The sequence below is a fragment of the Acidovorax cavernicola genome, from assembly GCF_003581445.1.
Map to the genome: position 1 here is coordinate 1 of NZ_QXMN01000026.1, position 22,296 is coordinate 22,296.

Below are 22,296 nucleotides of genomic sequence, written 5' to 3' on the forward strand. Positions count from 1 at the left end.
ACGAGGGCACGACGCAATCGGCCAGCAGGTCGGCGCCGTCCTTGCGCATGCGGGCGATGTACGGCGCCACGCCGGCGGCAATGGCGGCGTCCAGGTAGGCGGGCTCGCAGCCGTCCACGCACACGACCACGATCGGACGCGCCATCCAGCGATAGCTCCTGGCATTGACTTCGAGTGTCTCCGGTGTCATTTCAGACTTCCTTTTGGGGTGGGTTGTGGGGGGCGATGGAGGTGGCGGCATCGGCGCGGCCGAAAGCCTTGTGCATGCGCGCGCGGCTGCCGGCCACGTGCTCGCGCAGCGCACGGCCGGCCCGGTCGGGGTCGCCGCTGGCGATGGCTTCGACGATGTGGCTGTGCTCGTCGGCCGAGACCCGCAGGCCGCCGCCGCTGTCGAGCGCGCGCATTCTGAAAAGGTGCAGCTCCTTGACGAGCCGCTTGTAGGTTTCGGTGAGCTTCCTGCTGCCCGCGGTGTCGAGCAGGACCTCGTGGAACTGCAGGTTGAGCTGTGCGTACTGCTCCACGTCCTGCGCCTGAGCCGCCGAGCGCATGGCGTCGACCATGGCGCGCAGCCGCTCCACCGCGTCGGGCTGGATGGCCAGCGCCACGCGACGGCCGATGATTTCTTCCAGCGCCTCGCGCAGCTCGTAGATCTCGTCGGCCTCTTCGAACGCGATCTCGCGCACGAAGACGCCGCGGTTTTTCTCGTTGCGCACGAGGCCGGCTTCTTCCAGCGCGCGCAAGGCTTCGCGGATGGGTCCGCGGCTGGTGTTGAAGCGCTGCGAGAGCTCGCTCTCGTTGATGCGGCTGCCCACGGGGAGCTCGCCCGTCATGATCAAACGCTCGATTTCTTCCTGCATCAGCATCGGCAGCGAGCTGGACTGGAGGAACGCGAGGGCGGCGGAGTGATTGCTGGTGACCATGGGGCGTATTTTCCCGAAGGATTGAAAACTGTCAACAATCTTTTATTGACAGTCGCCAATCAGCAACCTACATTGCAAACACCGGACGGCGTTGGACACCCTCGCGCCGGCGCCAGCCCTCACCTTCTTCAAGTGACAGCCAGCCTTTCAGGAGAAACAACAGATGACGATGAAACAAAGCACGCGCCGTCTCACGGCCGCCCTGTGTGTTGCAGCCCTCGGTCTCATGTCGGGTGGTGCGTGGGCGCAGAAGACGCCGCTCCTGGTCTACACGGCGCTCGAAACCGACGCCATGAAGCTCTACAAGGACGCGTTCGAGAAGGCCAACCCCGACATCGAGGTGAAGTGGGTGCGCGACTCCACCGGCATCGTCACCGCCAAGCTGCTGGCCGAAAAGGCCAACCCGCAGGCCGACGTGGTGGCCGGCCTGGCCGCCAGCAGCCTGGCACTGCTGCAGCAGGAAGGCATGTTGCTCGCCTATGAGCCCAAGGGCTTCAAGGACCTGAACCCCGCGTACTCCGACGCCGCCCGCCCACCCGCCTGGGTCGGCATGGACGTGTGGGCCGCCACCATCTGCTTCAACCACGTCGAGGCGAAGAAGCTCGGCCTGCCCAAGCCCGAGAGCTGGAAGGACCTGACCAAGCCCGTCTACAAGGGCACGATCTCGATGCCGCACCCCGCCTCCAGCGGCACGGGCTACCTCGATGTGTCGTCCTGGCTGCAGAACATGGGCGACGCCGAAGGCTGGAAGTACATGGACGCGCTGCACCAGAACATCGCGCAGTACGTGCACTCGGGCTCCAAGCCCTGCAAGCAGGCGGGCGCGGGCGAATTCCCCATCGGCATCTCGTTCGAGTTCCGCGCGCACCAGGTGAAGAAATCGGGCGCACCGGTCGACCTGATCTTTCCGAAGGAAGGCCTGGGCTGGGACATCGAGGCCACCAGCCTCATGAAGACCAGCACCAAGCTGGAACAAGGCAAGCGCTTCGCCGACTGGATGGCGAGCAAGGAAGCCAACCAGATCAGCGCGCGCTGGTGGGCCGTGGTCGCCTACCCGGGCGTGGTCTCGAAGCTCGAAGGCATTCCCGACAACTACGAGAAGCTGCTGGCCAAGAACGACCTGAACTGGGCGGCGAAGAACCGCGAGCGCATCCTGGCCGAGTGGAGCAAGCGCTACGAAGGCAAGGCTGAACCCAAATAAAAGGCTCGCCCCCAGGCTGCGCGCACTTCGTGTCGCTTCGCCAACCCCCTACCGGGGGCGACACCGGCGGCCCGGCAAAGCCGGTTCCGCGGCGTCCCGCGAAGCAGACACCTTGTGAATTGATCGCCGCGCCGGCCTTTCTCCCACCCGCGACGCCGAGTGCAGCGGCGCCTGCTTCCAACGAGTGCGAAAAATGGACATGACCGACACCCGCTTCATCGCCAGCCAGTTGCCCGCCGCCGCCGCGCCGCCCGCGGCGCTCGAGATCATCGGCGTTCGCAAGGACTTCGAAGCCTTCAGCGCGCTGCGCGACGTGCACCTGCGCGTGAACCCGGGCGAGATGCTGTGCTTTCTCGGCCCCTCGGGCTGCGGCAAGACCACGCTGCTGCGCATCATCGCGGGCCTGGAGACCCAGACCGCCGGACAGATCCTGCAAAACGGCAAGGACGTCTCGTGGCTGTCGCCAGACAAGCGCGACTACGGCATCGTGTTCCAGTCGTACGCGCTCTTTCCCAACCTGTCGATCGCGGAGAACGTGGGCTACGGCCTCGTCAACAGCCGCGCGAAGCGGGCCGAGATCAAGGCGCGCGTCGAAGAGCTGCTGAAGCTGGTCGGCCTGCCGACCTCGGGTGGCAAGTACCCGAGCCAGCTCTCGGGCGGCCAGCAACAGCGCGTGGCACTGGCTCGCGCGCTGGCCACGCGGCCCGGCCTGCTGCTGCTGGACGAGCCGCTCTCGGCGCTCGATGCGCTGGAACGCATCCGCCTGCGCGGCGAGATCCGGCGGCTGCAGAAGCAGGTCGGCATCACGACCATCATGGTCACGCACGACCAGGAAGAAGCGCTGTCGATGGCCGACCGCATCGTGGTGATGAACCACGGCGTGATCGAGCAGGTCGGCACGCCGATGGACATCTACGAGCAACCGGCCACGCCCTTCGTGGCCGACTTCGTGGGCAAAGTCAACGTGCTGCGCGCGGTGGCGCTGGGCAACCACCGCTTCCAGGTCGGCGACATGGAACTGCAGTGCGACGCCTGCGACGGCGCCTTCGCCCCCGGTGACGACGTCAACCTGTACCTGCGGCCCGAAGACCGCGCCGTCGAGCACCTGAACGACGACACGCCCAACCGCCTGCAGGCCAAAGTCACGAAGGTCGAATTCCTTGGCGGCCTGTGCATTGCCGAGGTAACGGCCGACGCGCTGCACGGCCAGACGCTGGGCCTGCACTTCTCGCTGAACCAGCTGCACGACCTGGACATCCGCGAAGGCCACACGATCGACATCGCGCTGCGCGCCAACCGCATCCGCGCGTTCCCCGTGCGCATGACCCAGTCATGAACACGCTGGCACACCCCGGGCCCGCACCACGGCCTGCTCTCGCCGCACGCCCCGCTCTGCGCTGGAGCCGCGACGAGACCATCGCGCGCGCCATCCTCTTCGTGGTGATGGCGATGCTGTTCGTGTTCCTCATCGCGCCGCTGCTCACCATCCTGGCCCACGCGGTGCAGGACAAGAACGGCCGCTTCGTCGGCCTCGCGCACTTCATCACCTACTTCCAGACACCGAGCCTGCTGCGCGCGGCCTGGAACTCGGTGTGGGTGTCGGCCGCGGTGGTCTCGATCTCGGTGCCCACGGCCTTCGTGTTCGCCTATGCACTCACGCGCAGCCGCATGCCGGCGCCGCTGAAGGCGGTGTTCCGGCTCATCGCGCTCATTCCGCTGCTCGCGCCCTCGCTGCTGTCGGCCATTTCGTTCGTGCAGTGGTTCGGCAACCAGGGCGCGCTCAAGTTCCTGCTGGGTGGCGCCTCGATCTACGGCGCGCCGGGGATCATCCTGGCCGAGGTCTACAACACCTTTCCGCACGCGCTGATGATCCTGGTCACCGCGCTGTCGCTGGCCGACGGCCGGCTGTACGAAGCGGCCACCGCGCTGCGCACACGGCCGCTGCGCCAGTTCATGACGATCACCCTGCCCTCGTGCAAGTACGGCCTGATCAGTGCGGCCACCGTGGTGTTCACCTACGTGGTGAGCGACTTCGGCGCGCCCAAGGTCATCGGCGGCAACTTCAACGTGCTGTCGGTCGACGTGTTCAAGCAGGTGGTCGGCCAGCACAACTTCTCGATCGGCGCGGTGGTGGGCATGCTGCTGCTCATTCCGTCGATCATTTCCTTCGTGATCGACTACGTGGTGCGGCGCAAGCTGAAGGCGCAGCTCACGGCGCGCTCGGTGCCCTACACACCCAAGCCGCGCAAGCTGGCCGATGCGCTGCTCACGCTGTTCTGCACCGTGGTGTGCGGCCTGCTGCTGGCCACCATCGGCATGGCAATCTACACCTCGGCGATCTCGCTGTGGCCGTACGACCTGTCGTTCACGCTCAAGCACTACCACTTCGTGCTCCTCGAGAGCGACATGGCAGCCGCCTACGGCAACAGCCTGCTGGTGGCGATGGTCACCGCGGTGGCCGGCTCGCTCATCGTGTTCGTGGGCGCCTACCTGATCGAGAAGACGCGCAACCTGGGCCTCATGCGCAAGGGCATGCACCTGATGGCGGTGCTGTCGATGGCGGTGCCGGGCCTGGTGCTCGGCCTGGGCTACGTGATGTTCTTCAACCATCCGGCCAACCCGCTGAACTTTTTGTATCAGACGATGGCGATCCTGGTCATCTCGATGGTGGTGCACTACTACACCTCGAGCCACCTCACGGCGGTGACGGCGCTCAAGCAGATCGACAACGAGTTCGAGGCCGTGTCGGCCTCGCTCAAGGTGCCGTTCTTCAAGACCTTCCTGCGCGTGACGGTGCCGGTGTGCCTGCCGGCCATCCTGGACATCGGACGCTACTTCTTCGTGGTGTCGATGGCCAGCCTGTCGTGTGCGATCTTCCTGTACACGCCGGAGACCATCCTCGCGTCGGTCGCGATCATGCACCTGGACGACGCCGGCGACATCGGCCCGGCCGCCGCGCTGGCCAGCCTGATCGTCGTCACCTCGACGCTGGTGTGCATCGCCTACGCCCTGCTCACGCGCGTGCTGCTCGCACGCACGCAGGCCTGGCGCAACCTCGGCCGCGGCTGAACGAACGCCTCACCCTTCGCTCCTTTTTCTGCCCCTCATTTCCTTTCCCTGCCTGGAGACATCATGAGTCAAGCCGCCCCCATCCTGCTCACGCCCGGCCCTCTGACCACCTCGGACCGCACCCGCCAAGCGATGCTGCGCGACTGGGGATCGTGGGACGCCGACTTCAACCAGATCACCGCGCGCATCCGCAAGGAAGTGCTGAACATCGTGCACGGCACGGGCACCCACGAGTGCGTGCCCCTGCAGGGCAGCGGCACCTTCTCGGTCGAAGCGGCCATCGGCACGCTCGTGCCGCGCAACGGCCATGTGCTGGTGCCGAGCAACGGCGCCTACTGCCAGCGCCTCGCCAAGATCTGCAAGGTGCTGGGCCGCAGGCTCACCACCATCGACTACACCGAGGAGAAGCAGGTCTCGCCCGCCGACGTCGACCGTGCGCTCGCGGCCGACCCGACCATCACCCACGTCGCGGTGGTGCACTGCGAAACCGGCGCCGGCGTGCTCAACCCGCTGCACGAGATCGCGCTGGTCGTCGCCAAGCATGGGCGCGGCCTGATCATCGACGCCATGAGTTCCTTCGGCGCGCTGGAGATCGACGCGCGGAGGACGCCGTTCGATGCCGTCGTCGCCGCCTCGGGCAAATGCCTCGAAGGCGTGCCGGGCATGGGCTTCGTGGTCATCAAGCGCAGCACGCTCGAAAAGTGCGAGGGCAACTGCCACTCGCTGAGCATGGACCTGTACGACCAATGGGTCTACATGGAGAAGACCACGCAGTGGCGCTTCACGCCGCCCACGCACGTGGTCGCCGCGCTCGACACGGCCATCGCGCAGTACGTGGAGGAAGGCGGCCTGCCTGCACGCGGCGGGCGCTATGCGCGCAACTGCAAGGCGCTCATCGACGGCCTGGCCACGCTGGGCTTTCGCAGCTTCCTCGACCCGGCCATCCAGGCACCGATCATCGTCACCTTCCACGCGCCCGACGACGCCAACTACGACTTCAAGACCTTCTACCAGGAGGTGAAGAAGCGCGGCTACATCCTCTACCCCGGCAAGCTCACGCAGGTCGAGACCTTCCGCGTGGGCTGCATGGGGCACTTCGGCGACGCGGGCATTCCGGGCGCGGTGGCAGCCATTGCCGACACGCTCAAGGCCATGGGCATCCGGCAGGTGACGGCGGCCGAGCCGGCCTGAGCCGCACGCCCGGTCGACCGGCGCATTGCAGCGCCGGTCCTACACCGAAGGGGACGATGCGCTTCGCATAATGCCCCGCATGACGGTTCTGAGCAGCGACATCCCTGCCCGCCTGGACCGCCTGCCGTGGTCGCGCTGGCATTGGCGCGTGGTGATCGCGCTGGGCGTGGCCTGGATCCTCGACGGGCTCGAGGTCACGCTGGTGGGCTCCATCGGCGCGGTGCTGGAGCGGCCCGACACGCTGGGGCTCACGGCGGGAGAGATCGGCTGGTCGGGCTCGATCTACATCGCGGGCGCGGTGCTCGGCGCGCTGGTCTTCGGCCGGCTCACCGACCGGCTGGGGCGCAAGAAGCTGTTCCTGATCACGCTGGTGGTCTACACGCTCGGCACACTGGCCACGGCCTTCTCGCCCAACTTCGCCTTCTTCGCGCTGTGCCGCTTCGTCACGGGGCTGGGCATCGGCGGCGAGTACGCGGCGATCAACTCGGCCATCGACGAGCTCATTCCGGCGCGCGTGCGCGGGCGCGTCAACCTCGCGATCAACGGCAGCTTCTGGATCGGTGCGGCGCTCGGTGCGGCGCTGAGCCTGGTGCTGCTCGACGCGCGCGTGATCGGCCCGGTGTGGGGCTGGCGCGCGGGCTTCGCGCTGGGCGCGGTGCTGGCGGTGGCGATCCTGCTGGTGCGACGCCACGTGCCCGAGAGTCCGCGCTGGCTCATCGCACACGGACGCGCGGACGAAGCCGAGCGCATCGTCGCGGGCATCGAGCGCGAAGTCCGGGCGCAGCACGGCCCGCTGCCTGCCGCGCAAGGCCACGTCGTGTACACCGCCGCACGCGAGAACAGCCCGCCGATGCGCGAGGTGGCGCGCGTGCTGCTGCGGCACTACCGCGCACGCAGCGTGGTCGCGGCGGCGCTCATGGTGTCGCAGGCTTTTTTCTACAACGCCATCTTCTTCACCTACGCGCTGGTGCTGACGCGCTTCTATGGCGTGGCCGAAGGCAGCGTGGCGCTGTACATCTTTCCGTTCGCGCTGGGCAACGTGCTCGGGCCGCTGCTGCTGGGCCCGCTGTTCGACAGCGTGGGCCGGCGCAAGATGATCGCGCTGACCTATGTGCTGGCGGGCGTGGGCCTGGCGCTCACGGGCTGGGCCTTCATGCAGGGCTGGCTCGACGCGCGCAGCCAGGCGCTGTGCTGGTCGGCGGTGTTCTTCCTGGCATCGGCAGCGGCGAGTTCGGCCTACCTCACGGTGAGCGAGGTGTTCCCCCTCGAAATGCGCGCCATGGCCATCGCCATCTTCTATGCCATCGGCATGGGCGCGGGCGGCTTCATGGCACCGGTGCTGTTCGGCCTGCTGATCGAAACCGGCAGCCGCGGCGCGGTGATGGTGGGCTACCTGATCGGCGCCGCGCTGGTCATCGTCGCGGGGCTGCTGGCGCTGCGTTACGCGGCCGATGCGGAGCGCAAGCCGCTGGAGGAAGTGGCGCCGCCGCTGTCATCGGAAGCCGGCGGCGAACGGCCCTGAAGACGCGCTAGAGCGCGCAAGTGCGGAAGCCGAAGAAGCCGTCGTCGCTGCCGGGAAGCGCAAACCCACGGCGGCGCGGCGAGCGCAGGCGCGCACGGGTCGCGAACGAAGCGCCGCGCAGCACGCGCGCACGGCCGAACGCGGCCACCGGATCGAACTCGCCGCCGGCACTCCACGGGTCGGCCCGGAAGCCCGGCCAGGGCTGCAGCGTGCCCGCGGTCCACTCGTGCACGTCGGCCCAACGAAAGCCCCGCCGCGCGGCCGTGTGGGCCGCGATCTCCCATTCGACCTCGGTCGCGATGCGCCGACCGGCCCAGCGGGCCCAGGCGTCGGCCTCCCACCAGCTCAGGTGCACGGCGCTGTGGTGCCCCGCCGCGCGCACGGTGACGCCGAAGCGCTGCTGCAGCACGGAGCCGCCCGTGCCGTTGCGCGACACGCCGATCTGCTCCACATGACGCGGCCCGCGCCGGCCTTCGGTCTGTGCGCAGAGCCAGCGCCAGCCTTCGCCGTGCCACAGCTCCTCGCGGTCGTAGCCGCCGTCGTCGACGAACTCGATGTACTGGTCCCAGGTGACGGGCTGGGCGTCGATCTCGAACTCGGGCACATCGACCCGGTGCGCGGCGCCCTCCTGCGCGAACATGAAGCCACTGTGCTCGGGCAGGCCAAGCTCCCAGCGCGTGGCCGGCAGCAACAGCGGCTCGCGCGTGACGGCGACGGGCGCCTGTTCGATGCTCAGCGGCAGCCCCAGCGTCTGCGCCAGCACCACGAGCTGCTCGCCGCGCAGGTCTTCATGGAACAGCGCGAGGCGGTAGAAGTACAGGCCGGCGTCGGTCTCAGCGGCGTTCTCCAACAGTTCGAGCGTGCTTTCCAGCGTTTCGAGCAGGTAGGCCTTGGTCTGGCCCAGGCCCGGCAGGTCGGGCGACCAGCAGCGCTCGGCCGCGCCCTGGGCGGGGTTCCACCAGTCGTCGGCATCGGGATCGATGGCGGCCAGCCGCGTGGGGCGCACGGGGCAGTCGATGCCGAAGGCGCGCTGGGTGTTGCGCCCGATCCACCATTCGGCGAACCACCCGATGTGGCCCGCCAGCCAGACCGGCGGCAGCACCGACGGCTGCTGTGGCACCCGCATGCTTTCGCCCAGCGCCTGTTCGAACAGGGACAGCAGGTGCAGCGTGTGGTTGCGGGCGTCGATGAGGGCCAGCGAGAGCAGGTCGCGGCCGGCGCGGCGCATGTCGGGCGAATCGATCGACAGCGGGCCCGCTGCCGCCGGGGCCGGAGGGGGGCGCGGAGTCTGGGCCATGCCGCATTATGGCCACCGTCGGCACCCTGGGTAGGACCCGAAAAGAACTTTCCCCGTACACCGATAGAATCCGTGCCGCCTCATGCACCCGACCCGCTGGCACACAAAGCCGGTGCGTCGGGTGCCGTCGTATCGGGGCATCCAATACAAAAATGGAGATGTAATGCAAGGCTTGCTCAAGCTGTCCCGGGCCATTGACTGGCTCAATGCCCAGGTCGGCAAATACGCCATCTGGCTCATCCTGGCCGCCACGGTGATCAGCGCATTGAACGCGATCGTCCGCAAGGTCTTCAACACGAGTTCCAACGCCTTCCTCGAAGTGCAGTGGTACCTCTTTGCCTGGTCGTTTCTGGTCGCGGCGGGCTTCACGCTGCTGCATCGGGAACATGTGCGCATCGACGTGATCAACAGCCGCCTGTCCAAGGGCAAGCAGGTCTGGATCGACATCATCGGCTTCGCCCTCTTCCTGACACCGCTGTGCCTCACGGTGCTGTGGCTGTCGATCCCGGTCGTGGTCCAGATGTACCAGTCGGGCGAGATGTCCGGCAATTCCGGCGGCCTGATCCGCTGGCCCGTCTGGGTCGCGCTGCCGGTCGGCTTCCTGCTGCTGATGCTGCAGGGCTGGTCGGAACTCATCAAGCGCATCGCCTTCCTGCGCGGCCAGGGCCCTGATCCGATGGGCCGCCTGACCGACAAGACCGCCGAAGACGAACTCATCGAGGCGCTGCGCCGCCAGGCCGAGCTCGACGCCGCCGCGGCCAAGCCCCAGCACTGAACGGCCAAGGCAGAAAAGACACCATGGAATTCATTGTTGCCAACTTCGCCCCGATCATGTTCGCGGGGCTGATCTGTTTCCTGCTGCTGGGCTTTCCCGTCGCGTTCAGCCTCGGTGCCTGCGGCCTGTTCTTCGGACTCGTCGGCATCGAGCTGGGCGTGTTCCAGTCGTCCGTCATGGCCTGGCTGCCGCAGCGGCTGATCGGCATCATGGCCAACGACACCTTGCTCGCGGTGCCCTTCTTCACGCTGATGGGGCTCATATTGGAGCGCAGCGGCATGGCCGAAGACCTGCTCGACACGGTCGGCCAGGTCTTCGGTCCGATGCGCGGCGGCCTGGCCCTCGCGGTGATCTTCGTGGGCGCCCTGCTGGCAGCCACCACCGGCGTGGTGGCGGCCTCGGTGATCTCGATGGGCCTGATCTCGCTGCCCATCATGCTGCGCTACGGCTACGACCGGCGCCTGACCAGCGGCGTGATCGCCGCCTCGGGCACGCTGGCGCAGATCATTCCGCCCTCGCTGGTGCTGATCATCATGGCCGACCAGCTCGGCAAGAGCGTCGGCGACATGTACAAGGGTGCCTTCCTGCCCGGCTTCATGCTGATGGGCCTGTACGTGCTGTACGTCGTGTTCCTCGCGATCTTCAAGCCCACCCAGGTGCCGGCGCTGCCGCCCGAGGCACGCACCTTCCGCGAGCCGAACGGCAGTGGCGGCTACACCTCGCTGGTGGCGATCACCGCGCTGTCGGCCGTCGTGGCCGTGTTCCTGGCGCGCCACATGGAGGCCGTGCACACCTGGTTCCAGGGCGAGGAAGTGACCTTCGTGGCCACCGACGAGAAGGTCGTGGTCGCCATGTGCGGCGGCGTGTTCGTCGCACTGGTCATCGCGCTGATCAACAAGGGCCTCAAGCTCAACCTGCTGTCGCGCCTGGCCGAACGGGTCACCTTCGTGCTGATCCCGCCGCTGCTGCTGATCTTCCTGGTGCTGGGCACCATCTTCCTGGGCGTGGCCACGCCCACCGAAGGCGGCGCCATGGGTGCCATGGGCGCACTGCTCATGGCCTGGGTCCGCCGTCGCATGAGCTTCACGCTGCTCAAGCAGGCGCTGGGCTCGACCACGCGGCTGTCGAGCTTCGTGATGTTCATCCTGATCGGCGCGACGGTGTTCAGCCTGGTGTTCCAGGCCGCCGACGGTCCGATCTGGGTCGAGCACCTGCTGACCTCGCTGCCCGGCGGCCCGGTGGGCTTCCTGATCGCGGTGAACGTGCTGATCTTCTTCCTGGCGTTCTTCCTCGACTACTTCGAGCTGTCGTTCATCGTGGTGCCGCTGCTGGCTCCGGTGGCGCACAAGATGGGCATCGACCTGATCTGGTTCGGCGTGCTGCTGGCGGTGAACATGCAGACCTCGTTCATGCACCCGCCCTTCGGCTTCGCGCTGTTCTTCCTGCGCTCGGTCGCCCCCGAGAAGCAGTACGTGGACCGCGTCACGCAGAAGGTCATGGAGCCCGTGACCACGATGCAGATCTACAAGGGCGCGGTGCCCTTCGTGCTGATCCAGCTCACGATGGTCGGCGTGCTGATCGCGTTCCCGCAGATCGTCACGGGCAGCCTCGACAAGGAAGTGAAGGTCAACCTCGACGACATCGGCGCGCAGATGCGCGACAGTCTGAAGCCCGAGGAAAACGAACCGCCGGCCGACCCATACGGCGGCGCCGAAGAATCGGAGCCGAAGGTCGAGGTGCCGGGCGCGGAAGGCGCGGCGCCTGCCGCCCCCGCCTCGACGCCGGAACCCTCGGCCGAGACCGGCGAGAGCGATCCGATGAAGGCCATGCAGGATGCGTTGAAGACGCCACCGCAGAAGCCCTGAGCGGTTCCTCCCTCTCCGCCACCAAGCCCCCGATTCCGGGGGCTTTTTTCATGCCCGCGCGAACCCGGTCAGGACACACCAATGAAAAAGGCCGACCTGCTTTCGCAGGCCGGCCTTTCAATGAAGCCTCAGCAGATCGTCAGATCTTGACCGAGTTCATGTACTGGTTGAACGGGTACTCCGAGAAGCGGTTCCACAGGATCTGGTCGCGCTGGAAGGCGCGCATGTCCTGGTGGATCTTCTTGAACTCGGGCGACTTGCCTTCGTGCAGCGCGAACACTTCCATGCAGGCCTTGAAGCCGGCGTCCATCACGGCCTTCGGGAAGGCCTTGAGCTGCGTCTTGGCAGCCACGAGGCGCTTCAGGGCCACGGGGTTGTAGGCGTCGTACTTGGCGGTCATGTCGCGTGCGGCGACCTTGGTCGCGGCTTCGAGGATGGCCTTGTTCTCGTCAGACAGCTTGGCGAAGGCCTTGTTGTTGATGAAGAACTCGAGGTCGGCGCCGCCTTCCCACCAGCCGGGGTAGTAGTAGAACGGAGCCACCTTGTTGAAGCCCAGCTTCTCGTCGTCGTACGGGCCGACGAACTCGGCGGCGTCCAGCGTGCCCTTTTCGAGCGACTGGTACACGTCGCCGGCAGGCATGTTCTGCGACACCACGCCCAGCTTGGCCATCGCCTCGCCGAACACGCCACCGCCCATGCGCATCTTCAGGCCCTTGAGGTCTTCGACGGTCTTGATTTCCTTGCGGTACCAGCCGCCCATCTGCGTGCCGGTGTTGCCGGCGCTGACGGTGCGGAAGTTGTATTGCGCAAAGAAGGCATCGAGCAGCTTGCGGCCGTTGCCGTACTCTTTCCACGAGTCGTTCTGGCGGGCCGTCAGGCCGAAGGGCACGGCGCAGCTGAACGCGAAGATCGGGTCCTTGCCGGTGAAGTAGTAGGCGGCGGATTGCGCCATTTCCAGCGTGTCGGCCTGCAGGGCGTCGACCACGCCGAACGCGGGCATCAGTTCGCCGGCGGGGTGGACCGAGATTTCGAACTTGCCGCCCGACAAGGCCTTCACCGTCTTCGAGAGCATTTCCGCGCTGCCGAAGATGGTGTCCAGCGAACGGGGGAAGCTCGAGGCCAGGCGCCAGCGAACGGCAGTCTGCGCATGGACGGCAGGCGCGATACCGGCAGCCAGAACGCCGGCAATGCCGGCGTTTTTGATGAGGGAACGACGATCCATTGAATTCACTCCGAGTGCTTTGGAAAAAACAAAACGCGGCTTGTGACCGCGTCAGGGACTTTTGTGAGTCCTTTTGATTGTAAAAACGCGCTTACAGGTGGTCGGCGGGGGTTTACCCTGCGACCTCTTGTCAAACGAAGCGTTTCTTGATCGCGGCGGCAATGCCGTCGGCATCGAGCCCGATCGATGCGAGCAGCTTGGCCGGATCGCCATGCTCGATGAAGCGGTCGGGCAGGCCCAGTTGCAGCACCGGCTTGTGCACGCCCGCGGCCTCCAGCGCCTCGAGCACCGCACTGCCCGCGCCGCCCATGATGGCGCCCTCTTCGACAGTGACGAGCGCATCGTGCGTGGCCGCCACCTGCAGCAACAACTCGACGTCCAGCGGCTTGGCCCAGCGCATGTTGACCACGGTGGCATCGAGCGATTCAGCCGCCGTGAGCGCGGGGTACAGCAGCGTGCCGAAGGCGAGGATGACGATGCGTCGGCCTTCGCGGCGGACCTCGCCCTTGCCGAAAGGCAGCGCGTCGAGCGTGAGGTTCGGCGTGGTGCCGGCGCCCGCGCCGCGCGGGTAGCGCACGGCCACCGGATGGCTCTGTTCGTAGGCGCTCGTCAGCAGCTGGCGGCACTCGCGCTCGTCGGCCGGGCAGGCGATGCTCATGTTGGGAATGCAGCGCAGGAACGGGATGTCGTAGGCCCCTGCGTGCGTGGCGCCGTCGGCGCCGACGAGGCCCGCGCGGTCGAGCGCGAACACCACGGGCAGGTTCTGGATCGCCACGTCGTGGATCAGCTGGTCGTAGGCGCGCTGCAGGAAGGTCGAGTAGATCGCCACCACGGGCTTCAGGCCCTCGCAGGCCAGGCCGGCGGCGAAGGTGACCGCATGCTGCTCGGCAATGCCGACGTCGTAGTAGCGATCAGGAAAACGCTGCTCGAACTCCACGAGCCCCGAGCCTTCGCGCATCGCGGGCGTGATGCCCACGAGGCGGCCGTCGTGCGCGGCCGTGTCGCACAGCCACTGGCCGAAGACCTGCGTGAAGGTCTGCTTGGCGGCCGTGGCGGACTTGACCAGGCCCACCTGCGGATCGAACTTGCCGGGGCCGTGGTAGGCCACCGGATCAGCCTCGGCGAGCTTGTAGCCCTGCCCCTTCTTCGTGACCACGTGCAGGAACTGCGGGCCGTCCAGGTGCTTGAGGTTCTCGAGCGTGGGCACCAGCGAGTCGATGTCGTGGCCGTCGATGGGGCCGACGTAGTTGAAGCCGAACTGCTCGAACAGCGTGGCCGGCACGACCATGCCCTTGGCATGCTGCTCCAGGCGCTTGGCCAGCTCGAACAGCGGCGGCGCGTTGCGCAGCACGCTCTTGCCGACGCTCTTGGCGGCAGCGTAGAAATTGCCGCTCATGAGTTGCGCGAGGTAGCGGTTGAGCGCGCCGACCGGCGGGCTGATCGACATGTCGTTGTCGTTCAGGATGACCAGCAGCTTGCAGTCGCACACGCCCGCATTGTTGAGCGCCTCAAAGGCCATGCCGGCCGTGAGCGCACCGTCGCCGATGATCGCCACGGCGTGGCGCTTCTCGCCCTTCTGCTTGGCGGCCATGGCCATGCCGAGCGCGGCCGAGATGCTGGTCGACGAGTGGGCGGTGCCGAAGGTGTCGTACTCGCTCTCGGTGCGCTGCGGAAAGCCCGAGATGCCGCCGATCTGGCGCAGCGTGGGCATGCGCTCGCGCCGACCCGTGAGGATCTTGTGCGGGTAGGTCTGATGGCCCACATCCCACACGAGGCGGTCGTGCGGCGTGTTGAACACATGGTGCAGCGCCACCGTGAGTTCGACCGTGCCGAGGTTGGAGCTCAGGTGGCCGCCGGTGCGCGAGACGTTGTCGAGCACGCAGGCGCGCACCTCGTCGGACAGCTGCTTGAGCTGGGCCCGGTCGAACTGGCGGATCGGCGAGGGGTCGTGGAGAGTGGGAAGCAGCGGAGCCATGGAGGTGGGTTCTTTTTTCTTCTCAGCGGTCGCGGTCGACCACCATGTGGGCCAGGGCGCGCAGCGCTGCAGTGTTCGTCAGGCCGCTCTTGTTCAGCGCGGCAATGGCGTCGGCCAGGAGTTGGCTGGCCTGCGCGCGCGCGCCGTCGAGGCCGAGCAGCGACACGTAGGTGGGCTTGTCGGCCGCGGCGTCCTTGCCGGCGGTCTTGCCCAGCGTTTGCGAGTCGGCCGTGACATCGAGGATGTCGTCGACCACCTGGAACGCGAGGCCGATGGCGGCGCCGTAATCGCGCAATGCCGACAGTGCGGCCGGCGACACGGTGCCGCAGGCAGCGCCCATCTCGACGCTGCCCTGCAGCAGCGCGCCGGTCTTCAGGCGGTGCATTTCGCGCAGCTGGGTTTCGTTCAGCGCGATGCCGACGCTGGCAAGGTCGATGGCCTGGCCGCCGGCCATACCCTGGCTGCCGGCCGCGCGCGCCAGCAGGCGGCACAGCAGAGCCTGCATCGCGGCGGGCACCTCATCGCCCTCGGGCGTGAGCAGCTCGAAGGCCAGCGCCTGCAGCGCGTCGCCCGCGAGCAGCGCGTCGGCTTCGCCGAACTTCACGTGCACCGTGGGCTTGCCGCGGCGCAGCACGTCGTTGTCCATGCACGGCAGGTCGTCGTGCACCAGCGAATAGGCGTGGATGAGTTCGGTGGCGCAGGCCGCACGCAGCGCGGCATGGGCGTTGCCGCCGACCGCCTCGCTGGCCGCGAGCACCAGCAGCGGCCGCAGCCGCTTGCCGCCGTCGAGCACGGCATAGCGCATGGCGTCGCCCAGCAGCACCGGCGCATCGATGCCGACCCAGCGCGACAGCGCTGCTTCGACGGCAGCCAGATGAGGCTCGGACCAGCCGGCCAGCGTCTTCGCGTCCCAGGGGGTGGCGGTGGAAGTCATGGGGACGGCGCTCATTCGGCCGTCCAGGGCTTGAGGCTGCCCGCGTCGAGCACCTTGATCTGGTCTTCGACCGCCTGCAGCTTGTCGCGGCAGAAGCCGAGCAGTGCGGCACCGCGCTGGTAGCTGCCCAGCAACTGGTCCAGCGGCAGCTGGCCCGATTCGAGTTCTGCAACCAGTTGTTCCAGTTCCTGAAGCCCGGCTTCGTAGCTGGCGGGCAGCGGCCCGGTGTCGGGCGTGGCCGCCGGGCTGGTCGTGGAAGGAGAAGGCACCTTGGGCATGCAGCGGATCGTGGATGAAACGAAGCATTTTAGGGCGGGGGCGCGGCCTGCTTCCGACCGCCCTGCGGGAGCCCGCACGGGCATTTGCAACACCCCGTACAGCGCCCCGCGATGCAGGGGGAAAAGAAGGGAAAAGGCCGACGGGCGCAAAAATGCCCCCCGGGTACAATCCCCGCTTCCCCCGCCGGTCGCACCGGCACATTTCTTCGGGCCGTCACCCTTGCAGACGGCGCCTTCCGTTTTTCCTTTTCTCCCTGTGGGGAGCTTGGTCAGGTCCTCCATGTCTGATTTAAGTCTTCAACTGCAGCAGGCCGCGAGCCAACTTCCAGTTACCGCGTATTTCGACGAGGCCCTGTACGCCCGCGAAATGCAGAACCTTTTCGCGCGAGGGCCCCGCTACGTCGGGCACCGGCTGGCCGTGCCCGAGCCGGGTGACTTCCACACCCTGCCACAGGAGCACCAGGGCCGCGCGCTGGTCCACACGCCCAAGGGCGTGGAGCTCATCTCGAACGTCTGCCGCCACCGCCAGGCCCTGATCCTGCAGGGCCGGGGCCAGCTCGACGCCCAGACCGGCGGCAACATCGTCTGCCCGCTGCACCGCTGGACCTACGCCGCAAGCGATGCGCGCACCACCGGCACGCTGATCGGCGCCCCGCATTTCGACCAGGACCCGTGCCTCAACCTGCACAACTATCCGCTCACCGAATGGAACGGTCTTCTGTTCGAGAAGAACCCCGACGGCAGCGGCCGTGACGTCGCGGCCGACATGGCGGGCCTGGGCCCGCAGGCCGATCTCGACTTCTCGGGCTACGCGCTCGACCGCGTCGAGCTGCACGAGTGCAACTACAACTGGAAGACCTTCATCGAGGTCTACCTCGAGGACTACCACGTCGGCCCGTTCCATCCCGGCCTGGGCAGCTTCGTCACCTGCGACGACCTGCGCTGGGAGTTCAAGCCCGAGTTCTCGGTGCAGACGGTGGGCGTGGCCAATCGCCTGGGCCGCGCGGGCAGCCCGGTCTACCAGAAGTGGCAGGAGCAGCTGCTCAAGTACCGCGACGGCAAGCCGCCGAAGTACGGCGCGATCTGGCTCACCTACTACCCGCACGTGATGATCGAGTGGTACCCGCACGTGCTCACCGTGTCGACGCTGCACCCGATCAGCCCGACGAAGACGCTCAACATGGTCGAGTTCTTCTACCCCGAGGAAATCGTCGCCTTCGAGCGCGAGTTCGTCGAGGCCCAGCAGGCCGCCTACATGGAAACCTGCGTGGAAGACGACGAGATCGCCGAGCGCATGGACGCCGGCCGCCGCGCGCTCATGCTGCGCGGCGACAACGAGACCGGCCCCTACCAGAGCCCGATGGAAGATGGCATGCAGCAGTTCCACGAGTGGTACCGCAACGCGATGCAACAACCCGCCTGACCGCCTCCCCCGCCCCGCACCCGCCGGGGCTTTCTTTTTTCTGATCTGGATTTCAATCGATGCAAGCGCTGTGGATGGTGCTCGGGGCCTTTCTGTTCGCCACGATGAGCGTGGTCGTGAAGGTCGCCTCCGAATGGTTCAACAGCGGCGAGATGGTGCTGGGGCGCGGCCTCATCGGCATCGTGTTCCTGTGGCTGCTGGCGCGCAATCGCGGCACTTCGCTCGCCACCAGATACCCCGGCATGCATGCCTGGCGCAGCACCATCGGCGTGGTGTCGCTGGGCGCGTGGTTCTACGCCATCGCCCACATGCCGCTGGCCACCGCGGTCACGCTCAACTACATGAGCAGCGTGTGGGTCGCGGCCTTCCTGGTCGGTGGCGCGCTGCTGGCCTGGGTGCCGGTGCCCGGGCGCGACGGCCGCATCGAGCGCCCGCCGCTGCAGGGCCCGCTGGTGCTGACCGTGCTCGCGGGCTTTGCCGGCGTGGTGCTCATGCTCAAGCCCACGGTGGGCGGCGGCGACGGCTTCGCGGGCATGCTGGGCCTGCTGTCGGGCGTCACGGCCGCCTTCGCCTACATGCAGGTGGTGGCGCTGTCGCGCATCGGCGAGCCCGAGCTGCGCACGGTCTTCTACTTCGCGGTGGGCTCCGCCGTGGCCGGCGCCTTCGCCACGGCCGCGACCGGGTTTTCGGGCGGCAGTTCGTGGACATGGCAGCATGCGCTGTGGCTGCTGCCGATCGGCTTGCTGGCCGCCCTCGGACAGCTGTGCATGACCCGCGCCTACGCCACCGCCAAGACCCAGGCGGGCACACTGGTGGTCGCCAACCTGCAATATTCGGGCATCGTGTTCGCGGCCTTCTACAGCGTGGTGCTGTTCAACGACCGCATCGACGCGGCCGGCTGGTGCGGAATGGCGCTGATCATCGCCAGCGGCATCGCGGCCACCGTGCTGCGGCAGCGGGCCGTGCCGAAGGCGCCCGCCGAGGAACACTGAACACAGCCCGGTCGCGGGAGCCCCCGCAGCCGACCATTTTTTCGAAGGAGCCTTCGCCATGTACACCACCCTCATCTCCGTCGAACAGCTGAGGCAGCTGCGGGAAGGCGACTCGCCCCTCATGGTGTTCGACTGCAGCTTCGACCTCATGAAGCCCGAGGCCGGCGCGCAGCTGTATGCCGCCGCGCACATCCCGGGCGCGCAGTACGCCAACCTGGACACCGACCTCAGCGCGAAGCACGGCCTGCCCGGCGCGCATGGCGAGGTGGTGGTGGCGCAGGACGACGGCGTGCCCGCATCGGGCGGTCGCCATCCGCTGCCCAGCCGCGAGAAGTTCGCGACCTGGCTGTCGTCGGTGGGCTTTTCCAACGAGATGCAGGCCGTGGTGTACGACCGCAACAGCGCCAACTACTGCGGGCGCCTGTGGTGGATGCTCAAGTGGATGGGCCACGACGCTGTGGCCGTGCTCGACGGCGGCCTGCAGGCCTGGCAGGCCGCGGGCGGCGAAGTGACCGACCGCGCGGAGCCCGCGCGCTTCCAGTCGAACTTCGTGGCAGGCACCCCGATCGCCAAGCTCGTCACCACCGACACCGTGGTGCGCCGGCTCGGCCAGCCTGACCAGAACCTGATCGACGCACGCGCCGGCGCACGTTACCGCGGCGAGGTGGAACCTCTGGACCCGATCGCAGGTCACATCCCCGGGGCCCTGAACCGGCCCTTCGCCGACAACATCGGCCCCGACGGCAAATTCAAGCCCGCCGCGCAGTTGCGCGCCGAGTTCGAAGCACTGCTCGCAGGGCGCGATGCGGCGACCGTCGTCCACCAGTGCGGCAGCGGCGTGAGCGCCGTGCCCAACCTGCTCGCGATGCAGATCGCGGGGTTCGGGACGACCGCGCTCTATGCCGGCAGCTGGAGCGAATGGAGCAACACGCCGGGGCTGCCGACCCGGCAAGGCGCTGAACCATGATGCACACCCTGCATACCCTGCCCACCCGCTTTCGACGCATGTCATCCGGCTTCGCACTCACCGCCGCCGCGCTCTTCGCGGCCACCCTCCTTCCCGTCCAGGCCCAGCAACAGCACGCCCACGTGCACGGCCAGCTCAAGCTCGACGTGGCCATCGACGGCCCCACCGTCGTGATCGCCATGGAATCGCCGCTGGACAACATCGTCGGCTTCGAGCGCGCGCCCAAGACCGACGCCGAGAAGAAGACCGTCGAGGCCGCCATCGCCCAGTTGCGCGCGGCCGACAAGCTCTTCGCCATCGACCCCGCCGCCAACTGCAAGCTCGGCCCCGTCGACCTGCGCTCCGGCGCACTCGGCCTGGGCAATCCCGACCCGGCCGAATCGAGCGGACACGCCGACCTCGACGCCTCCTTTTCGTTCAACTGCACGCAGGCCGCTGCCGCGAAGTTCATCGACGTGAACCTGTTCTCGGCCTTCAAGGGCGCACGCCAGATCGACGTGCAGATCGCCAGTGCGCAAGGCCAGTTCAAGCGCCAGCTGAAGCGGCCCACCGGCGCACAGGCGGCGCAGCCTTCGCGCCTGATGCTGGGCAAGTGACCACGTGAGCACCAGCCCGCAGGCCGAGACCACGCCCTTGCGCGTCGTGCTCGCCGCCGAAGCCCTGCGCTTCACCTGGCCCGGCGTGAAAACCCCGTGCATCGACATCGAGGCCCTGCGGATCACGGCGGGCGAAGCCGTGTTCCTGCACGGCCCGAGCGGCTGCGGCAAGAGCACCCTGCTGTCGCTGCTGGCCGGCGTGCTGGTGGCCGACGAAGGCCGTGTCACGCTGCTGGGCCATGACTGGTCGAAGCTCTCGGGCACGCAGCGCGACCGCAGCCGCGTGGCCCACGTGGGCTATATCTTCCAGCAGTTCAACCTGCTGCCTTACCTGAGCGTGCTCGACAACGTGCTGCTGCCCTGCCGCTTCTCCGCGCGGCGCGAGGCACAGGCCGCGCGCAACGGAAGCTCCCGCGACGAAGCCGAGCACCTGCTCGACCAGATGGGCCTGGACCGCGCGCTGTGGAAGCGCCAGGCACTGCAGCTGTCGGTCGGCCAGCAGCAGCGCGTGGCCGCGGCACGCGCGCTCATCGGCCAGCCCGAGGTCGTCATTGCCGACGAGCCCACCTCCGCGCTCGACGAAGACCGGCGCGAAGCTTTTCTCGACGTGCTGCTCACGGCCTGCGCCGTGAACCACAGCGCGCTCGTGTTCGTGAGCCACGACCAGCGCATCGCGCAACGTTTCGCTCGGCACGTGCTGCTGCCGGAGATCAACCGTGCAGCGGGCAACGCGATGGCGGTGGATGCATGAGCCGCCGGGCCGCTCCCAAGGCGAATACCGCAGCGCGCAGCGCGGAGGTTGACCGATGAAGGCACTTTTTTCCATCGCCTGGCGCAGCGCCTGGAACCGCCGCTTCACGCTCGCGCTCACCGTGTTCTCGATCGCGCTGTCGACCTTCCTGCTGCTCGGCGTCGAGCGCATCCGCACCGAGCTGCGCGAGAACTTCGCGTCGTCGGTCTCGGGCACCGACCTCATCGTCGGTGCGCGCACCGGCTCCACGCAGCTGCTGCTGTACTCGGTGTTCCGCATCGGCGCGGCCACCAACAACATCTCGTGGAAGAGCGTGCAGGCCCTCTCGGCACACCCCGGCGTCGACTGGGTGGTGCCGCTGTCGCTGGGCGACTCGCACCGCGGCTTCTCGGTGCTGGCGACCACGCCCGAGTACTTCACGCACTTCCGCTACGGTGACCGCCAGACGCTCAAGCTGCGCGAAGGCAAGCCCTTCGACGCGCTGTTCGACGCCGTGGTGGGCGCCGAGGTGGCCGACAAGCTGGGCTACCACGTGGGCCAGAAGATCACACTCGCGCACGGCAGCGGCGAACTCAACGTGGCCGAGCATGCCGACAAGCCCTTCACCGTGGTGGGCGTGCTCGCGCGCACCGGCACACCGGTCGACCGCACGGTGCACATCGGCCTGGCGGCCATGGAAGCCATCCACCTCGAATGGGTCGGCGGCGCGCCGATGCCGGGCGTGAAGATCCCGGCCGAGCAGGTGCGCAAGTTCGACCTCACGCCCAAGAACGTGACGGCCGCGCTCGTGGGCCTGAAGAACCGCGCCGCCGTGTTCGGCGTGCAGCGCTGGATTTCCACCTACACCGGCGAACCGCTCATGGCCATCCTGCCCGGCGTGGCGCTCGACGAACTGTGGAGCGTGATCGGCATCGGCGAGAACGCGCTGCTGCTGATGTCGGCCCTGGTCGCGCTCGTGAGCCTCGCGGGGCTGGTGTCGGTGGTGATGGCGGGCCTGAACGAACGCCGCCGCGAACTGGCTGTGCTGCGCGCCGTGGGCGCGGGCCTGCGCCATGTGCTCGCATTGCTCGCACTCGAAGGCGCGCTGGTCACCGTGCTGGGCGTGCTGCTCGGCGTGACCATGGCCGTGCTGGGCATCGCCCTGCTCTCGCCATGGCTGCAGGCGCAGTTCGGACTGACATTGAGCCTGTCCGAACCTACACTGAATGAATGGCTGCTGACGGCGAGCCTCTTGGTCGCGGGCTGGCTCGCGAGCCTGCTGCCCGGCATCCGCGCCTACCGCCTGTCGCTGGCCGACGGCCTTTCTCCGAGAATCTGA

At 67.7% G+C, this 22,296-nt stretch carries 19 protein-coding genes and 1 pseudogene; 13 read left to right on the forward strand and 7 right to left on the reverse strand.

From position 1 onward, the window contains the following. Positions 1-190, reverse strand: a pseudogene (locus D3H34_RS19565) (phosphonoacetate hydrolase); the annotation flags it as partial. Position 191: 1 nt separating this feature from the next. Next, positions 192-920, reverse strand: a complete 729-nt coding sequence (locus D3H34_RS19570) for a phosphonate utilization associated transcriptional regulator (protein ID WP_119555913.1) — start codon at positions 918-920, stop codon at positions 192-194. A 163-nt stretch (positions 921-1,083) separates the two neighbouring features. Between D3H34_RS19570 and D3H34_RS19575 the strand changes: the two genes are divergently transcribed. The 5 genes from D3H34_RS19575 (at position 1,084) to D3H34_RS19595 (ending at position 7,903) form a co-directional block, all read left to right on the forward strand. Then, complete coding sequence (locus tag D3H34_RS19575) at positions 1,084-2,121, forward strand: putative 2-aminoethylphosphonate ABC transporter substrate-binding protein (protein ID WP_119555914.1); 1,038 nt, start codon at positions 1,084-1,086, stop codon at positions 2,119-2,121. A gap of 193 nt (positions 2,122-2,314) precedes the next feature. Beyond that, a complete protein-coding gene (locus tag D3H34_RS19580; protein WP_119555915.1) occupies positions 2,315-3,457 on the forward strand; it encodes a putative 2-aminoethylphosphonate ABC transporter ATP-binding protein in 1,143 nt (380 codons plus the stop codon). Further along, positions 3,454-5,190, forward strand: a complete 1,737-nt coding sequence (locus D3H34_RS19585) for a putative 2-aminoethylphosphonate ABC transporter permease subunit (RefSeq protein WP_286185952.1) — start codon at positions 3,454-3,456, stop codon at positions 5,188-5,190. The genes D3H34_RS19580 and D3H34_RS19585 overlap by 4 nt, the downstream gene beginning before the upstream one ends. Positions 5,191-5,253: 63 nt before the next feature. Next, a complete protein-coding gene (locus D3H34_RS19590; RefSeq protein ID WP_119555916.1) occupies positions 5,254-6,381 on the forward strand; it encodes a 2-aminoethylphosphonate--pyruvate transaminase in 1,128 nt (375 codons plus the stop codon). Positions 6,382-6,460: 79 nt separating this feature from the next. Beyond that, positions 6,461-7,903 (forward strand): MFS transporter, encoded by a 1,443-nt coding sequence (locus D3H34_RS19595; protein ID WP_119555917.1) that lies wholly within the window; start codon positions 6,461-6,463, stop codon positions 7,901-7,903. 7 nt (positions 7,904-7,910) lie between these two features. Here D3H34_RS19595 and D3H34_RS19600 read toward each other — a convergent pair whose 3' ends face one another. After that, on the reverse strand, positions 7,911-9,200 hold the full coding sequence (locus tag D3H34_RS19600; RefSeq protein ID WP_119555918.1) for an SUMF1/EgtB/PvdO family nonheme iron enzyme: 1,290 nt from the start codon (positions 9,198-9,200) through the stop codon (positions 7,911-7,913). Positions 9,201-9,363: 163 nt separating this feature from the next. Here D3H34_RS19600 and D3H34_RS19605 point away from each other — a divergent pair, with 163 nt between their 5' ends. Beyond that, positions 9,364-9,975, forward strand: coding sequence for a TRAP transporter small permease subunit (locus D3H34_RS19605; RefSeq protein WP_119555919.1), 612 nt, complete (start codon positions 9,364-9,366; stop codon positions 9,973-9,975). A 23-nt stretch (positions 9,976-9,998) separates the two neighbouring features. Then, entirely contained in the window at positions 9,999-11,840 is a 1,842-nt protein-coding gene (locus tag D3H34_RS19610) for a TRAP transporter large permease (RefSeq protein WP_119555920.1), read from the forward strand. Positions 11,841-11,979: 139 nt separating this feature from the next. Here the strand turns inward: D3H34_RS19610 and D3H34_RS19615 are convergent, their stop codons facing one another. The 4 genes from D3H34_RS19615 to xseB all read right to left on the reverse strand — a co-directional run bounded on the left by D3H34_RS19615 (position 11,980) and on the right by xseB (position 16,249). After that, positions 11,980-13,062 (reverse strand): TRAP transporter substrate-binding protein, encoded by a 1,083-nt coding sequence (locus D3H34_RS19615; protein WP_119555921.1) that lies wholly within the window; start codon positions 13,060-13,062, stop codon positions 11,980-11,982. A 130-nt stretch (positions 13,063-13,192) separates the two neighbouring features. Further along, positions 13,193-15,037, reverse strand: coding sequence for a 1-deoxy-D-xylulose-5-phosphate synthase (gene dxs, locus D3H34_RS19620; protein ID WP_119555922.1), 1,845 nt, complete (start codon positions 15,035-15,037; stop codon positions 13,193-13,195). Positions 15,038-15,059: 22 nt separating this feature from the next. Then, positions 15,060-15,971, reverse strand: coding sequence for a polyprenyl synthetase family protein (locus D3H34_RS19625; protein ID WP_434057700.1), 912 nt, complete (start codon positions 15,969-15,971; stop codon positions 15,060-15,062). An 11-nt stretch (positions 15,972-15,982) separates the two neighbouring features. Beyond that, a complete protein-coding gene (gene xseB / locus D3H34_RS19630; RefSeq protein ID WP_062468817.1) occupies positions 15,983-16,249 on the reverse strand; it encodes an exodeoxyribonuclease VII small subunit in 267 nt (88 codons plus the stop codon). 280 nt (positions 16,250-16,529) lie between these two features. On the opposite strand from xseB, the gene D3H34_RS19635 reads away from it, so the two are divergent. The 6 genes from D3H34_RS19635 to D3H34_RS19660 are packed head-to-tail and all read left to right on the forward strand — an operon-like array spanning position 16,530 to position 22,296. Continuing rightward, positions 16,530-17,672: an aromatic ring-hydroxylating oxygenase subunit alpha gene (locus D3H34_RS19635; protein WP_119555924.1), complete on the forward strand. Its 1,143-nt coding sequence runs from the start codon at positions 16,530-16,532 to the stop codon at positions 17,670-17,672. Between the two features lie 59 nt (positions 17,673-17,731). Beyond that, a complete protein-coding gene (locus D3H34_RS19640; protein ID WP_286185953.1) occupies positions 17,732-18,664 on the forward strand; it encodes a DMT family transporter in 933 nt (310 codons plus the stop codon). Positions 18,665-18,722: 58 nt separating this feature from the next. Beyond that, the gene (locus tag D3H34_RS19645; protein ID WP_119555925.1) at positions 18,723-19,631 is read left to right on the forward strand and encodes a sulfurtransferase; all 909 of its coding nucleotides are present in this window, start codon (positions 18,723-18,725) and stop codon (positions 19,629-19,631) included. Continuing rightward, a complete protein-coding gene (locus D3H34_RS19650) occupies positions 19,628-20,227 on the forward strand; it encodes a DUF2796 domain-containing protein (protein WP_286185954.1) in 600 nt (199 codons plus the stop codon). Before D3H34_RS19645 ends, D3H34_RS19650 begins: the two co-directional genes overlap by 4 nt. A 4-nt stretch (positions 20,228-20,231) precedes the next feature. Continuing rightward, the gene (locus D3H34_RS19655) at positions 20,232-20,978 is read left to right on the forward strand and encodes an ABC transporter ATP-binding protein (RefSeq protein ID WP_119555926.1); all 747 of its coding nucleotides are present in this window, start codon (positions 20,232-20,234) and stop codon (positions 20,976-20,978) included. Between the two features lie 55 nt (positions 20,979-21,033). Further along, complete coding sequence (locus D3H34_RS19660) at positions 21,034-22,296, forward strand: ABC transporter permease (RefSeq protein ID WP_119555927.1); 1,263 nt, start codon at positions 21,034-21,036, stop codon at positions 22,294-22,296.

Bases quoted from the DNA above. Each gene is read 5' to 3' on its own strand.
- D3H34_RS19615 (WP_119555921.1), bottom strand. From the start codon at position 13,062: ATGGATCGTCGTTCCCTCATCAAAAACGCCGGCATTGCCGGCGTTCTG.
- D3H34_RS19585 (WP_286185952.1), top strand. From the start codon at position 3,454: ATGAACACGCTGGCACACCCCGGGCCCGCACCACGGCCTGCTCTCGCC.
- D3H34_RS19595 (WP_119555917.1), top strand. From the start codon at position 6,461: ATGACGGTTCTGAGCAGCGACATCCCTGCCCGCCTGGACCGCCTGCCG.
- D3H34_RS19600 (WP_119555918.1), bottom strand. From the start codon at position 9,200: ATGGCCCAGACTCCGCGCCCCCCTCCGGCCCCGGCGGCAGCGGGCCCG.
- D3H34_RS19580 (WP_119555915.1), top strand. From the start codon at position 2,315: ATGGACATGACCGACACCCGCTTCATCGCCAGCCAGTTGCCCGCCGCC.
- xseB (WP_062468817.1), bottom strand. From the start codon at position 16,249: ATGCCCAAGGTGCCTTCTCCTTCCACGACCAGCCCGGCGGCCACGCCC.
- D3H34_RS19610 (WP_119555920.1), top strand. From the start codon at position 9,999: ATGGAATTCATTGTTGCCAACTTCGCCCCGATCATGTTCGCGGGGCTG.
- D3H34_RS19645 (WP_119555925.1), top strand. From the start codon at position 18,723: ATGTACACCACCCTCATCTCCGTCGAACAGCTGAGGCAGCTGCGGGAA.
- D3H34_RS19605 (WP_119555919.1), top strand. From the start codon at position 9,364: ATGCAAGGCTTGCTCAAGCTGTCCCGGGCCATTGACTGGCTCAATGCC.
- D3H34_RS19575 (WP_119555914.1), top strand. From the start codon at position 1,084: ATGACGATGAAACAAAGCACGCGCCGTCTCACGGCCGCCCTGTGTGTT.
- D3H34_RS19650 (WP_286185954.1), top strand. From the start codon at position 19,628: ATGATGCACACCCTGCATACCCTGCCCACCCGCTTTCGACGCATGTCA.
- D3H34_RS19635 (WP_119555924.1), top strand. From the start codon at position 16,530: ATGTCTGATTTAAGTCTTCAACTGCAGCAGGCCGCGAGCCAACTTCCA.
- D3H34_RS19660 (WP_119555927.1), top strand. From the start codon at position 21,034: ATGAAGGCACTTTTTTCCATCGCCTGGCGCAGCGCCTGGAACCGCCGC.
- dxs (WP_119555922.1), bottom strand. From the start codon at position 15,037: ATGGCTCCGCTGCTTCCCACTCTCCACGACCCCTCGCCGATCCGCCAG.
- D3H34_RS19570 (WP_119555913.1), bottom strand. From the start codon at position 920: ATGGTCACCAGCAATCACTCCGCCGCCCTCGCGTTCCTCCAGTCCAGC.
- D3H34_RS19590 (WP_119555916.1), top strand. From the start codon at position 5,254: ATGAGTCAAGCCGCCCCCATCCTGCTCACGCCCGGCCCTCTGACCACC.
- D3H34_RS19640 (WP_286185953.1), top strand. From the start codon at position 17,732: ATGCAAGCGCTGTGGATGGTGCTCGGGGCCTTTCTGTTCGCCACGATG.
- D3H34_RS19625 (WP_434057700.1), bottom strand. From the start codon at position 15,971: ATGACTTCCACCGCCACCCCCTGGGACGCGAAGACGCTGGCCGGCTGG.